We start from the raw sequence: 13,674 nt of genomic DNA on the forward strand, positions 1-13,674 counted from the left end.
GCCCACACTTATCGGCTGTTAGTTTTTAAAGATCGATCCGCCCAACCCGCAGCGCCTGAACTACCACCACCCGGCACTGCTTCGTTTGCGTCGCTGCGTCTGCAGCAGAGAAACGAGATTATGGAGAGCGATCGACAACCCGTCAAGCCCCTTCTGCGAATTTCTTTTGGGAGCAAAGACTCTCGTCTCCATCTCCTTGCCCACACCCGTAAAAGAGTCAACGCACGTCAGACCTAAAAAGAAGCAAAAATAGTTAGTCCTCCAATTCAATCCACTGAAGTCCAGATACCGATAAAACAAAGTAGTCCGAGCACAGCTCGAATCCGCCAACGGTCCCCAAGTTAAAGTTTTACCCTTCCGCGCCGTCAATCAGATCATCCCGCCACTTAAATTAGCTGCCGACTATGGACAATCCCGTCGACGCACACGTCGAGGAAACCCAGCGCGCCGCTGCATCGCCGGCGCTCGAACCCGATTCGGTGCCGGTAGGCACGCCGCTCCCATGGCCGATCGTCGATGCCGACGGTACGCTGCTGTTCGCAAGCGCGACGACGCTCGCGACCACCGACGAACGCGCCTTTCTGTTTCAACACTTCCACCCGCACCGCGGCGACCTGCACGACCTCGGCGCACAACAACCGCCGGCGCCCACGACCCAGCCCGACGAGACCGGCGAGCTGACGCTGAAAGACATGCACCTCGAGATCGGCGCATTGATCGGCATGCGTTCGCAACTCGGCAGCGGCGCGCCGATGCACCCATGCCGCATCATCGGTTTCGCGCCGAATCATGCGCTGTTCGTCACGCCGCCGATGCAGCACGGCCAACCGCTGCCGCTCACGCCCGGCGAGAACGTCGAGCTCGTCGCGATCGCGAGTCAGGCCGTGTTCCGTTTCGTCTGCACGGTCGAAGCAATCTGCCGCGTGCCGTTCGACTATGTCGTGTTGTCGAGACCCGGCATGGTCCGCCGGCTACGCGAGCGCAAATCGATCCGCGTCCACGCGCATCTGCCCGTGCGGTTTGGCATCGGTGGGGCCGGCGACACGTACGAAGGCCTTGGCCTCGCCAAAGGCATCAGCGCACTCGGCATGTCGTTGTGCGCGTCATGGACACTGGGCGAGGTCGGCGAGCGGCTGCGCATCGCGTTTCGGCTGAAGTCCGCCGAATACGATTCGCAGATCGAGACGATGGCAGTGATCCGCAACGTTCAGAAGGGCAAGACGCCTGGCGAGCCGTCCATGCATGGGCTCGAACTGGATCAACTCGATTCCGCTCAACAGATGGCGATGAAGGTGTTCGTGTTCGATCGTCAGGAGGATGTCCAGCATTGGTCCAACGGGCTGAAATAGACGCTCCGGCTGGCAACCAACGCGCGCGAACGGAGCCGTCCGAACTCGCTGCGCACACATCGATCAGCCGATCAACTGTTCCGGCGTCAACCGCCGCGCTCCCCACGCACTGGCGAGCACTTCGCAACGGCCGAGCCGTATCGCACCCCGCTCGAAATCGACGAACACGACTTCGTCGGCGTCGGCCGGCCGCGCGGGTTCGTCGCGCGTGCGGCCGTCGGTCAGAATCCAGAGCCAGCGCTGCTGGGCCGGCCGTCGCCGCGCGCAGCGCTCGAGCAAATGCGCGGCGCTCCGCACGCCCGACGCGAGCGGCGAGCCGCCACCTCCGCCCACGGGCGCGAGCCATCGCTCGTTCCACCAGCGCGGCACGGCGGGGCCGAAGCGTATGTCCGCGCCCGCACCGCCGAAGTAGATCAGCGCAGCCTCGGTGCGCATCGCACTCGCACGGTCGAACAAGGCAGTCAGTAGCCCTTTCGCGAGCGCGAGGCGTTGGCCGGCCAGCATCGACCCGGAGCAATCGAGCACGAAGCAATGCAGCACACCGCCGCGCGGCGCTTCGCGTGCGAAACGCAAATGCTCGCGACGCAGCGTGCGCTCGCGCATCGCGGCGAGCGTCGGTGGCCAGGCAATGCGCCGGCCCGGTTCGCCGCGCGACGTGTCGCGCGCATCCGTCCCCGCACCTTGCGGCCATCGAAAACCGCTGCGCGAGTCAGCGGCGGCGCCCTTCCGATGGCTCAGCGTTTTTTTGCGTCGAGCGGAATGACGCCTTTGACAGGCACAGTCGCGGTCGGCTCGGGCGGCAGGTAACCCCAGTCGGAGTCAGCGGAAGATATCGCCGTATCGCCGCACGCACCCCCGGCGACGCCCTGTGACCGCGCCTCGCTTTCCGGCTGACGCTGATTCCCATGTTGCGAATCATGTTGACGTCGCCGATGAAGCAGCACCGCATCGGCGACGCGCTCCACATGTCCGACCGTCACCGCATCCGTCTGTTCGAACGCGGCCAGCGCGCGCGCCGCGCGCAGCATCACGAGGTCGGCGCGCAGGCCGTCGACGGCCGCGTCGATGCATAGCGCGCTCACGCGCGCATGGACGGGGTCATCGAACGCCAGCAGCGGCAGCGCCGCGCGCGCCAAGCGAATTCGCTGCACGTATGAAGCCTGCTGCTCCGCATAAGAGGCACGAAACCCCGCGGGATCGAGATCGAACGCGAACCGCGCTTTGACGATCGCCTGCCGCACCTGCGGCTCGAACGCGTTCTGCAACTCCACCATCAGACCGAAGCGGTCGATCAGTTGGGGCCGCAACTCGCCCTCTTCGGGATTCATCGTGCCGATCAGCACGAAGCTCGCGTCATGACTGTGCGACACGCCATCGCGTTCGACGGTATTCACGCCGCTCGCCGCCGCATCGAGCAACGCATCGACGAGCGCATCGGGCAGCAGATTGACTTCGTCGACGTACAGCACGCCGCGATGCGCCTTCGCGAGCAGCCCCGGCGAGAAGCGCACCGAGCCGTCGCGCAACACGGTTTCGATATCGAGCGTGCCGATCAGACGATCCTCGCTCGCGCCAAGCGGCAGATTCACGAGCTGCCCTTCCGGCAGCAGCTCGGCGAGCGCGCGCGCGGCGGTCGACTTCGCGGTGCCGCGCGGCCCGCTGATCAGTACGCCGCCCAAGCCCGGATCGATCGCGGCGAGCACCAGCGCCTGCTGCAACGAAGCCTGGCCAATCAGCGCCGCAAACGGAAAAACCGGCCGCGACGCGGTGCCCGATGAGGAGCCGGCGCCACCCAGGTCGTCCGTTCCTCGCATCGCTCCATTCATGTTTGTCTTCCTTCGATCTGCTGTTCGCTCGCAAGCAGATGCGCTTCCACCTGCGCGCGATAGTCGCCCGGCTGCTGCCACAGCCCTCGCTGCATCGCTTCGAGCAAACGCTCGCAGATCGAATGCAGCGCATGCGGGTTGTGCCGTTGCATGAACGCGCGGGTGTCTGCGTCGTTCAGATAAGCATCGGCGACGAGCGCGTATTGATGATCGGCGATCACGCGCGCGGTCGCGTCGTAGCCATACAGATAGTCGACGGTCGCGGCGATCTCGGCCGCGCCCTTGTAGCCGTGGCGCTTCACGCCATCGAGCCATTTCGGATTGACGACGCGCGAGCGGATCACGCGCGCAATCTCCTCCTGCAGCGTCCGCACGCGCGGCGCGGCCGGATTGCTGTGATCGGCGTGATAGACACTCGGCTGCTGACCGGCCAGATGCCGGACCGCCGCGACCATGCCACCCTGAAACTGGTAGTAGTCGTTCGAATCGAGCACGTCGTGCTCGCGGTTGTCCTGGTTCTGCAGCACCACATCCAGCGCTGCGAGGCGCGCGCCAAACGCTTGATGCGCTTCCTCGCCCGCGCTCTTCTGCGCATACGCATATCCGCCCCACGCCTGATACGCGTTCGCCAGATCGGCGTCGCTCTGCCACTCGCGCGAGTCGATCATCTGCTGCAGACCCGCGCCGTACGCGCCGGGTCGCGCGCTGAACACACGCCAGCCGGCGCGCTTGCGCGCATCGACCGGGTCCATGCCGCGGGCGATCAACGCATCGCGTTCGCGCTGCACGCGCGCGCGAATCGGATTCAGCTCCGGGGGCTCGTCGAGTTCGGCAACCGCCTGCACGGCCGCATCGAACAGATGCATCACGTTCGCGAACGCATCGCGAAAGAAACCGGATACGCGCAACGTGACGTCGATACGCGGCCGGTCGAACGCTTCGATCGGCATGATCTCGAAGTCCGTCACGCGATGACTGCCCGGCGCCCACTTCGGCCGCACGCCGAGCAGCGCGAGCGCCTGGGCGATATCGTCGCCGCCGGTGCGCATCGTCGCAGTGCCCCAGACCGACAGGCCGATCGCGCGCGGATAATCGCCATGCTCCTGCAGATGCCGCTCGATCAGTTGCTGCGCCGATTTCAGGCCGAGTGCCCACGCGGCTTGGGTCGGCACCGCGCGCGTGTCGACCGAATAGAAGTTGCGGCCGGTGGGCAATACGTCGGGCCGACCGCGCGAAGGCGAGCCGCTCGGACCTGGCGGCACGAAACGCCCTTCGAGGCCGCGCTTGAGCTGCGTCATTTCCTGCGGACCGCAGGCGTCGAGGCGCGGCAGCACGTCCTCGCGCAGGCGCGCGATCACCTGTGCCGCTTGCGGCAGATCTTCGTCGCCTGCTGGGACGGCCCGCGAACGATCCGCGTCATCGCAATCGACACCGCAGACGCCGCGCAACAGCTCGCCCGCAAGCAACTCGAGGCGCTCGCGGGTATCGCCGCAATGTCGCCACGGTGCGTCGCTGACCCGCTGCAAAACTTCGGGACGCGGGCCGTCCCATGCGGCGGCCCAATCCACCCTCAATGGATCGAACAGATGATCGATGCGCAGATCGCGCGCCAGCGCGTCGACGAGCCCTGCCTTGCCGCCGTGTCCATCGCCGATGGGAAAGCGCCCGAGCGCGAGCAGCGTATCGCGCCGCTGCACGCCGCGCGGCGACTGCCCGAACGTATGCAGGCCATCGCGAATCTGCGCTTCCTTCAGCTCGCACAGCCACGCATCGACGCGCGTGAGCAGCGCGTCTTCATCGTCCTGTCCGTTCGGCGCCGCGAGACTCAGTTCTTCGTGCAGCCGATGCTCGACGATCGTCATCAGAATCGTGCGACGCAAGAGCTTTGCGCGACGCGAATCGACCATCAATGCTTCGTAGTATTCGTCGACCTGCCGCTCGAGGTCTTGCAGCGGCCCATAGCTTTCAGCGCGCGTAAGCGGCGGCATCAGATGATCGATGATCACCGCCTGCGCGCGCCGCTTCGCCTGGCTGCCCTCGCCCGGATCATTGACGATGAACGGATACAGATGCGGCATCGGCCCGAGAATCAGATCGGGCCAGCACGCATCGCTCAACGCGACGCTTTTGCCCGGCAGCCATTCCAGGTTGCCGTGCTTGCCGACGTGCACGACCGCGTCGATGCCGAACTGGTGGCGCAGCCAGAAGTAGAACGCGAGGTACGCATGCGGCGGTACGAGCTCGGCATCGTGATAGCTCGCATAGTCGCCTTGCTCGCGCGAACGCGAAGGCTGAATGCCGACGAACACCTGGCCGCAGCGCCAGCCAGCGATCATGAAGCGGCCGCGCCGCAGCGTCGGGTCCTGGTCGGGCTTGCCCCAGCGCGCGTTCAACGTGTCTCGCACGTTCGCCGGCAACGCGTCGAAATGCGCGAGATAGTCGTCGAGTGCGAGGCTTTGCAGGGCCGGACGCAGATCGCGGACGACCGGATCGTTGGTCACGCCCTCGGTCAGCCTGTTCAACAACGCGTCGCCGTCGTCGGGCAATTCGCCGACACGATAGCCCTCATCGCGCAGCATCGACAGAATGCCGACCACCGATGCCGGCGTATCGAGCCCCACGCCATTGCCGATGCGCCCTTCGCTCATCGGATAGTTCGCGAGAATCAACGCGACTTTCTTGTCGGCGTTATCGAGCGAACGCAGACGGCACCAGCACCGGCTCAGCTCGGCGAGAAAGCGCACCCGTTCGAGGTCGGGCTGATAACGAACCACGTCGACCTGCGTATGCGCACAACGATACGCGAGCCCCTTGAAGCTGATCGCGCGCGTGATGATGCGCCCGTCCACCTCGGGCAGCGCGACGTGCATCGCGATGTCGCGCGAATTGAGGCCGTGGTTGTCTTTCAGCCAATCGTCGCGATTGCCGCCGCTCAGGATCACCTGGAACACCGGCGCCTCGCCGGCGAGTGCGAGCGGCTCGGGGTCGTCGATCGCGGACGCGGCGAACGCGGTGGTGTTCAGCACCAGCGCGACGCCATGTTGCGCGCACAGCGACTGCACGACATCGCGGCTCATCGCATCCTTCAACGACGTGATCGCGAGAGGCAGCGGATTGAGCCCTTGCGCTTCGAGCGCATCGATCAGCGCATCGAACACCGCGGTATTGGCGGCCTGCAGATGCGCCTTGTAGAACAGGATCGCGACAACCGGCGCGTCCTCCCGCCAACGCGCCTGCCAGTCGGCAACGGTAGGCGTATCGCGCTCGGGGTGATACAGCGACGCGGCCGGCAATGCGCGCGGCGGCTCGGGTTCGCGCCCCCAACCGAGCGCGCGGTACGCGATGCAGCGCAAAAACGCCTCGGCGTTCTGCGGACCGCCCTCGCGCAGATAGCGCCACAACTGCTGACACAACTCGGCGCTCGCGGTGCTGCGCGCGAGCAGGTTCGGGTCCTCCTGCAGATCGCCGGAAAACATCGCGAGCGTTTGCTGTTTGCGCTGCGCGAGCGCGACGACCTGCTCGATGCCGTACGGCCAATACGCTTCGCCGCCGAGATGATCGACGACGACCACGCGCGCATGCTGCAACACGTCGTCGAGATAGAAATCGACCGAGGCCGGCTGACGCAGATACGTGACGTTCGCGAGCCGCAGGCTCGGGAAGCCCTCATCGAGACGCGGCACCACGCTCGCGAGCAGCGACAGCGTGGTATCGGCGGAACTGAGCACGACGATATCGGCGGGCTGCTGATCGATGCGGATCACGCCCTGCGTATCGTCGACGAAACCGCCCGGCGTCGTGCGCAGCAAATGCATGCTTGTGCGCCCGTTATGCCGTCGCGTTCGACGTCGCGCCGAGCGCCGCGTCGAACGCCTGTTGCAGCGCGGGTTGATCGAGGTCTTCGCCGATGAGGACGAAGCGGCTCAGGGCGTCGTCGCCGTTTTCGCCCGCCTGCCAGCGCCGGTCGAAGTAGCTGTCGAAGCGCCGGCCCACGCCCTGGATCACGAGGCGCATCGCCGCGCCCGGCAGTGCCGCGAAGCCTTTGACACGGTAAATCGTGTGGTTTTCGACCAGCGTCTGCAACGCGGCGAGCGCCGCGTCGCGCGACGGCACCGATGCCTGCACGACGACCGAATCGAATTCGTCGTGGTGATGATCGGGGTCGTCGGCGGAACCGTGGTGGTCGTGACGCAGATGGATCGTCTGTTCCGACGCCGCTTCGAGCCCCAGCAGCGTATGCAGGTCGAGCTGCCCCCGCTGCGCGCGCACGATCTTCACCTGCGGCGGAATCTCCGCGCGGATCGCGGCCTCCACTTCGTGCTGCCGCGCGTCGTCGATCAGATCGGTCTTGTTCAGAATCACCAGATCGGCAGCCGACAACTGGTCTTCGAACAGCTCGTGCAGCGGCGACTCGTGATCGAGATTCGGATCGGCCTTGCGCTGCGCATCGACGGCGACGGGGTTATCGGCGAACTGCCCGCTTGCGGCGGCCGGGCCATCCACCACCGTCACCACCGCGTCGACCGTGAAGCCGTTGCGGATCTGCGGCCAGTTGAACGCCTGCACGAGCGGCTTCGGCAACGCGAGCCCCGAGGTTTCGATCAGCACGTGATCGAGTTCGTCGCGCCGCTCCGCGAGCTTTTCCATCACCGGGAAAAACTCTTCCTGCACGGTGCAGCACAGACAACCGTTCGCGAGTTCATACAATTGCCCTTCGGTCTCGACGCCGTTTTCATCGCAACCGATGCCGCAGCCCTTGAGGATTTCGCCGTCGATGCCGAGTTCGCCGAACTCGTTGACGATCACCGCGATGCGCTTGCCGCCCGCATGCTGAAGAATGTGCCGCAGCAACGTAGTTTTGCCACTGCCGAGAAAGCCGGTGACGATCGTGACGGGAATCTTGCGCAATTGAGTTTGCATCGTGAGGTCCATCCCTTTGCGTTGCATCGGTCTGCCGCAAGTTCCGCGCATCGGTCGGCATCGGCTGGCGAATGGAGCGAATGAAGCACGCGCAACAGTACCAGCGATCACCAGAAACGGGGACGAACGACGGCATTGCCGCGACAACGGAAATACAGAAAGCGGAACTGAGGTCATGAACGCGCCGCCGCATCCCCGCGGCGGTCGTTCTGCTTCTTCGGGCCGGTATCCGGGCTGGCGAAAGCGCCGCTTCCCCTTCCCGGACGAGTGGTTTCTCGTCCAGTGGTGATATGTCGACGCGACCTTGCGCGAGGACATCGAAGCCGGCACCGCGGCGCCCGGCTATCAAGCCGGAACCGCTTTTCGCTTACCGTTGCGGGGACAGCACAGGTTAGCCGCTCTAGCGCAGATGGCTCCCTGTTTCCCGTTTAACTGCATGCGCACGAACGCGCACGCGAGCACCCAAAGTGCGTGCGAGTGTAGGCCCCCGGGCATGCGCAGTCAAGGAACGCAGGGCGTCGGAAAGCGCCGCCGAGGCTTATCTGGCAAGGCGTCATGTGCTATCGTATGCGCGCGTTTGGTGCCCGCACATGCGCTCGCATGTGCAGTTAAACGGGAAACAGGCAGCGCGTCGCGCGTTCAACCTGTGCTGTCCCCGCAACGGTAAGCGACCTGCGGCGCGCGATTCGATTCGCCTTCGATTCCGCTGTGCCGCGCATGCGTTTTTTGATGCCACTGTCCCCGCGAATCCGCAGATTCGCAACCGGCACGGGAAGGCGAAGCGCGTGAGGCCGCCAGCCCGGATACCGGCCAGACGTGGAGGCGGCGCCGCATGCATCCGTGCATCAGGTTGCGCCGCCGGCCGCCGGAATCCGCGGGGAACGGATGTGAAGGCGTAGAAACGTGGCATCGCGCGTGTCGTGGCGTTCTCACTGAAGAATCCGCCGCGAACCGCACGAGTGGCCGCGCCCCGATTCGCTGTACCGCATGACATCCATATTCACCGCCGCGTGCACCGTCGCGCGCCGCTTCTCTCCCCCAATCTCCGCATGGCAGGCGCCATGCACGCCGCGATGACGCGCGCCTGGCTGATCGGCGCCGGTCCCGGCGACGTCGAACTGATGACGCTGAAGGCCACCCGTGCGCTCGCGCAGGCCGATGTCGTGCTGGTCGACGATCTGGTCAATCCCGACGTACTGCAGTTCGCACCCGCCAACGCGCAAGTCGTGTACGTCGGCAAACGCGGCGGCCATCCGTCGACTCCGCAAGCGGACATCGTCGCGCAAATGCTCGGGCATCTGCGCGCGGGACGCAGCGTGGCGCGGCTCAAAGGCGGCGATCCGTTCGTGTTCGGCCGCGGCGGCGAAGAATTGCAGGCGCTGCAGGCGGCCGGTATCGAAGTCGACGTGATCAACGGCATCACGGCCGGCATCGCCGCGCCCGCGACGCTCGGCATCGCGGTCACGCATCGCGATTACGCGCAGGGCGTCGTGTTCGTCACCGGCCACGGCGCCGACGGTGGCGAGCCGGACTGGGCCGCACTCGCCGCGACGCGCATGACGCTCGTGATCTATATGGGCATGCGGCGGCTCGGCGAAATCGTCGGCGCGTTGCTCGCGGCCGGCATGTCCGCCGATACGCCCTGCGCGGCGATCGAATCGGCGACGCGGCCGGAGCAGCGTCACGTGCTCGCGCCGCTGCGCGAATTTGCCGAGGCGGTCGTGCGCGCGGGGCTCGGCTCGCCGGCGATCGTCGTGATCGGCGGCGTGGCCTCGTTCGCGCTTGCGCGTGATGCGGCCAAACGCGACGGCCGAGTCGCTCACGAACAAGCTGCGAGCGCGATTAAAACGCTGAGCGTCGGCATAGGTTGCCGCTTGCACAGCGATGCGGCTGACATCGAAGCCGCCGTGCGCGCAGCACTCGGTTCGAATGCCTTCGAGCAGATCCACACCATTGCGACGATCGACGCAAAAGCCAACGAAGCAGGTCTGCTCGAATTCTGTTCGCGCCATCAACTACCGCTGCGACTGTTCAGCCGCGAGCAGATCGCCGCCGCACCGGTCGCGTCGCCGTCGGCGGCCGCGCGCGCGCATCTTGGTGTCGACGGTGTGTGCGAACCGTGTGCGCTACTGGCGGCAGCAGCGTCGGTCTGCGCGACAATCACGCAAAACGCACGTCTGGTCGTACGCAAGACCACGCACGCCGGCATTACCGTCGCGATTGCGGCGGCGAGCGACAGCGCACCCGGCGACGTAGCGCCCTTCCATCCCGCCCCTCAAGATCAGGACCTCCGATGAAAACCGACCCCGAATCGCATCAACGCATGACCGAGCGGCGCCGCGAAGGCCACGAAAAGAAGCAGGCCAGCGCGACCGTCGAAAAAGGCCTGCTGATCGTCAACACCGGCACCGGCAAGGGCAAGAGCACGGCCGCGTTCGGCATGGCCGTGCGGGTGCTCGGCCACGGCATGCGGCTGGGTGTCGTGCAGTTCATCAAGGGCGCGCTGCATACGTCGGAGCGCGATTTCCTCGGCGCGATCGCGCAATGCGATTTCGTCACGATGGGCGACGGCTATACGTGGAACACGCAGAACCGCGAAGCCGACATGGCGACCGCGCGCAAGGGCTGGAACGAAGCGCGGCGGATGATCGAAAGCGGCGACTACCAGATGGTGATCCTCGACGAGCTGAACACCGTGCTGAAGTACGAGTACCTGCCGCTCGACGAAGTGCTCGCGGTGATCAACGCGCGCGCGCCGATGCTGCACGTCGTCGTGACCGGGCGCCATGCGCCCGACGCGCTGATCGAAGCCGCCGACCTCGTCACCGAAATGCGCGCGATCAAGCATCCGTATCGCGAGCAGGGTGTGAAGGCGCAGCGCGGCGTGGAGTTCTGAGCGATGTCCGTGCCCCCCAACGGGACTTGCTTCGCGGCGCCCCCCAAGGGGACTCGCTCCGCAGCGTGCCCCGCGCTGTTCATCAGCGCGCCCGCCTCGGGACAAGGCAAGACCACGATCACCGCGGGTCTCGCGCGCTATCACCGGCGGCTCGGACGCCGAGTGCGCGTGTTCAAGACCGGGCCGGATTTTCTCGACCCGATGATCCTCGCGCGCGCGAGCGGCGCGCCGGTGCTGTCGCTCGATCTATGGATGGTCGGCGAAAGCGCGTGCCGCAACCTGCTCGCGCAGGCGGCACAAGAAGCCGATCTGATCCTGATCGAAGGCGTGATGGGCCTGTTCGACGGCACGCCGAGCAGCGCCGATCTGGCGACCACGTTCGGCGTGCCGGTGCTTGCGGTGATTTCCGCGCAGGCAATGGCGCAGACCTTCGGCGCGCTCGCGTTCGGTCTTGCGCGCTTCAGACCGCAACTGCCGTTTCATGGCGTGCTCGCGAATCGCGTCGGTTCGGCCCGGCACGCGCAGATGCTGCAGGAAGCGCTGCCGCCCGAACTGCGCCGGTGCGGCCACATCGCCGCGAGCGACGAGATCACGCTGCCCGACCGGCACCTCGGCCTGCATCAGGCCGATGAGATCGACGATCTCGAAGCGCGCCTCGAACACGCGGCGGATACGCTCGCGTCGACCGCGCTCGCCGAACTGCCGCCGCCGGTCGATTTCGGCACACCGTCGCCCGAGGTGCTGCCGCGTCTGCTCGAAGGCACGCACATCGCGATCGCGCGCGACGCCGCGTTCTCGTTCATCTACCCCGCCAACGTCGCGCTGCTCGAAGCCCTCGGCGCACGGCTCAGCTATTTCTCGCCGCTCGCCGACGAAACGTTGCCCGCCGACGCGCATGCGCTCTATCTGCCGGGCGGCTATCCCGAACTGCATATGGCGACGCTCGCGGGCAACATGAGCAGCGCGGCATCGATCCGCGCACACGTCGTGGCGGACAAACCGGTGGTCGCCGAATGCGGCGGCATGCTCTACCTGCTCGACACCCTGACCGACGCGCAAGGCACGAGCACGCGGATGCTCGGCCTGCTGCCCGGTCACGCGACGATGCAAACGCGCTTCACGTCGCTCGGCATGCAGCAGATCGACGGCATCCACGGCACGCTGACCGGCCACACGTTCCACTACTCGAAGCTCGCGACACCGCTCGAGCCGCAGCGCTTCGCCACCCGCGCGCGCAGCGACACCCCCGGCGAAGCGGTGTTCCGCGTGGGCCCGATTGTGGCAACCTATATGCACGCTTACTGGCCCTCCAACCCGGCTTTCACGGCCGCCCTCTTTCATGGCGAAGCCTTTTGACGACTCCGAGCGCGATGCGGTCTATCGCGCGATTTACGAACGCCGCGACATGCGCCACTTCGTGCCCGATCCGGTCGATCCGGCGGTGCTAAGGCGTCTGCTCGACGCGGCGCATCACGCGCCGAGCGTCGGCTACATGCAGCCGTGGCGCATCGTGCGCATCACCGATGCGGCGCTGCGCACGGGCTTGCGCGACATCGTCGAGCGCGAACGGCTCGCTACCGCCGACGCGCTCGGCAAGCGCCGCGACGAATTCATGAAGCTGAAGGTCGAAGGCATGCGCGACTGCGCGGAGCTGCTGGTGATCGCGTTGATGGACGGGCGCGAGCGGCACGTGTTCGGCCGTCGCACGCTGCCGGAGATGGACCTCGCTTCGGTCGCGTGCGCGATCCAGAACATGTGGCTCGCCGCGCGCGCGGAAGGACTCGGGCTTGGGTGGGTGTCGCTGTTCGATGTCGACGCGGTGCACCGGCTGCTGGCGATGCCGGAAGGCGCGCGGCCGGTCGCGATTCTGTGTCTCGGCCACGTCGATGCGTTCTACAGCGAGCCGATGCTCGAAACGGAGCGCTGGGCGAGCCGTCTGCCGCTAGCCGATTGTGTGTTCGAAAACCGCTGGCCACGCGGCGAACCGGTGCAGGAATAACCGACACGCACGGCTCCGGCGACTCGAAGCTGCGTCGTTTAGCGCTGCAGCGGCTCCATCGACTCGACGTTCGGCGCACCGCTCGCCTTGTCGATACTGAGCTTCACGCGCCAGTCGGCCGGCGCGTCGTACGGCAGCTTCGCAAGCGCGGTTTTCACGAGCAGCGGCAGCGCATGCAGCGGGTCCGCGTCGCGATCGCTATACACCGCGCTGACCTTGTACCGCTCGGTGCCGCTCGCATAGTCGAAAAAGCGCAGCGTCAGCGCGTGCTGATACTTGCTCCCGAAAAGCAGCGCGCCTGGACCGTCGCTGCCCGCGCCGCAATCGGCGGGCGCGCAATCCCCACCGCCAATGCCGATCGACGCCGGCCGCGTGCTATACGCGATCGACAGCAGATAATGCGCGGGCTTGCCCGCCGTATCGAGGAAGCCGTGTTTCGCCAACTCGTCGCGCAGCAGCTTTTCGACTTGCGGATGGTCGGCGCTGTCGTCCTGTGACTGCGTGCGCGCGAGCGAATAGGTCTGCTCGCCTTGCAGCGCAACGGCGGGGTCGGCGCAGTTAGCGCAGACGGTGTGCACGTCGGCGCCGAGGCCCGCGCAAGCGGTGAGGCTCGCCGCGGCCAGCGCGGCACAGAGGTGAGCGATCTTCGCCATTTTCTGCCTTCTCTCTATTCCATCGAATCCA

General features: G+C 66.2%; 10 protein-coding genes, 1 pseudogene and 2 riboswitches. Of the genes and pseudogenes, 6 read left to right on the plus strand and 5 right to left on the minus strand.

Translation table 11 applies throughout. From position 1 onward, the window contains the following. Nucleotides 1-404 precede the first annotated feature (404 nt). Nucleotides 405-1,349: a flagellar brake protein gene (locus AB3X96_RS22915; RefSeq protein ID WP_368591522.1), complete on the plus strand. Its 945-nt coding sequence runs from the start codon at nt 405-407 to the stop codon at nt 1,347-1,349. A 63-nt stretch (nt 1,350-1,412) separates the two neighbouring features. Here AB3X96_RS22915 and AB3X96_RS22920 read toward each other — a convergent pair whose 3' ends face one another. The 4 genes from AB3X96_RS22920 to cobW form a co-directional block, all read right to left on the minus strand. Then, nucleotides 1,413-1,952: a VWA domain-containing protein gene (locus AB3X96_RS22920; RefSeq protein ID WP_368591523.1), complete on the minus strand. Its 540-nt coding sequence runs from the start codon at nt 1,950-1,952 to the stop codon at nt 1,413-1,415. A gap of 131 nt (nt 1,953-2,083) precedes the next feature. Then, on the minus strand, nt 2,084-3,175 hold the full coding sequence (locus tag AB3X96_RS22925) for an ATP-binding protein (protein WP_368591524.1): 1,092 nt from the start codon (nt 3,173-3,175) through the stop codon (nt 2,084-2,086). Then, nucleotides 3,172-6,990: a cobaltochelatase subunit CobN gene (gene cobN, locus AB3X96_RS22930; protein WP_368591525.1), complete on the minus strand. Its 3,819-nt coding sequence runs from the start codon at nt 6,988-6,990 to the stop codon at nt 3,172-3,174. Before cobN ends, AB3X96_RS22925 begins: the two co-directional genes overlap by 4 nt. A 13-nt stretch (nt 6,991-7,003) precedes the next feature. Then, a complete protein-coding gene (gene cobW, locus AB3X96_RS22935; RefSeq protein WP_303246724.1) occupies nt 7,004-8,095 on the minus strand; it encodes a cobalamin biosynthesis protein CobW in 1,092 nt (363 codons plus the stop codon). A gap of 202 nt (nt 8,096-8,297) precedes the next feature. Further along, nucleotides 8,298-8,576: riboswitch (cobalamin riboswitch) on the minus strand. A gap of 80 nt (nt 8,577-8,656) precedes the next feature. Next, a riboswitch (cobalamin riboswitch) is annotated at nt 8,657-8,925 on the plus strand. A gap of 243 nt (nt 8,926-9,168) precedes the next feature. On the opposite strand from cobW, the pseudogene cobA reads away from it, so the two are divergent. The 5 genes and pseudogenes from cobA to bluB all read left to right on the plus strand — a co-directional run. Then, nucleotides 9,169-9,894 (plus strand): annotated as a pseudogene (gene cobA, locus AB3X96_RS22940) (uroporphyrinogen-III C-methyltransferase); the annotation flags it as partial. A gap of 63 nt (nt 9,895-9,957) precedes the next feature. Beyond that, nucleotides 9,958-10,392, plus strand: coding sequence for a cobalamin biosynthesis protein (locus tag AB3X96_RS22945; protein WP_368591705.1), 435 nt, complete (start codon nt 9,958-9,960; stop codon nt 10,390-10,392). After that, nucleotides 10,389-10,991 carry a cob(I)yrinic acid a,c-diamide adenosyltransferase gene (gene cobO, locus AB3X96_RS22950; RefSeq protein ID WP_018421084.1) on the plus strand — a complete coding sequence of 201 codons (603 nt, stop codon included), beginning with the start codon at nt 10,389-10,391 and terminating at the stop codon, nt 10,989-10,991. Before AB3X96_RS22945 ends, cobO begins: the two co-directional genes overlap by 4 nt. Before the next feature lie 3 nt (nt 10,992-10,994). After that, nucleotides 10,995-12,347, plus strand: coding sequence for a cobyrinate a,c-diamide synthase (locus AB3X96_RS22955; RefSeq protein WP_368591526.1), 1,353 nt, complete (start codon nt 10,995-10,997; stop codon nt 12,345-12,347). Beyond that, nucleotides 12,331-12,990, plus strand: coding sequence for a 5,6-dimethylbenzimidazole synthase (gene bluB / locus AB3X96_RS22960; protein WP_368591527.1), 660 nt, complete (start codon nt 12,331-12,333; stop codon nt 12,988-12,990). The genes AB3X96_RS22955 and bluB overlap by 17 nt, the downstream gene beginning before the upstream one ends. 38 nt (nt 12,991-13,028) lie before the next feature. Here the strand turns inward: bluB and AB3X96_RS22965 are convergent, their stop codons facing one another. After that, entirely contained in the window at nt 13,029-13,643 is a 615-nt protein-coding gene (locus AB3X96_RS22965) for a DUF4136 domain-containing protein (protein ID WP_368591528.1), read from the minus strand. Nucleotides 13,644-13,674 lie beyond the last annotated feature (31 nt).

It is taken from the genome of Paraburkholderia sp. BR13439 (assembly GCF_040948805.1).
Taxonomy (GTDB): domain Bacteria; phylum Pseudomonadota; class Gammaproteobacteria; order Burkholderiales; family Burkholderiaceae; genus Paraburkholderia; species Paraburkholderia youngii.

Bases quoted from the DNA above. Each gene is read 5' to 3' on its own strand.
- AB3X96_RS22915 (WP_368591522.1), top strand. From the start codon at position 405: ATGGACAATCCCGTCGACGCACACGTCGAGGAAACCCAGCGCGCCGCT.
- AB3X96_RS22920 (WP_368591523.1), bottom strand. From the start codon at position 1,952: ATGCGCGAGCGCACGCTGCGTCGCGAGCATTTGCGTTTCGCACGCGAA.
- AB3X96_RS22925 (WP_368591524.1), bottom strand. From the start codon at position 3,175: ATGAATGGAGCGATGCGAGGAACGGACGACCTGGGTGGCGCCGGCTCC.
- cobN (WP_368591525.1), bottom strand. From the start codon at position 6,990: ATGCATTTGCTGCGCACGACGCCGGGCGGTTTCGTCGACGATACGCAG.
- cobW (WP_303246724.1), bottom strand. From the start codon at position 8,095: ATGCAAACTCAATTGCGCAAGATTCCCGTCACGATCGTCACCGGCTTT.
- cobO (WP_018421084.1), top strand. From the start codon at position 10,389: ATGAAAACCGACCCCGAATCGCATCAACGCATGACCGAGCGGCGCCGC.
- AB3X96_RS22955 (WP_368591526.1), top strand. From the start codon at position 10,995: ATGTCCGTGCCCCCCAACGGGACTTGCTTCGCGGCGCCCCCCAAGGGG.
- bluB (WP_368591527.1), top strand. From the start codon at position 12,331: ATGGCGAAGCCTTTTGACGACTCCGAGCGCGATGCGGTCTATCGCGCG.
- AB3X96_RS22965 (WP_368591528.1), bottom strand. From the start codon at position 13,643: ATGGCGAAGATCGCTCACCTCTGTGCCGCGCTGGCCGCGGCGAGCCTC.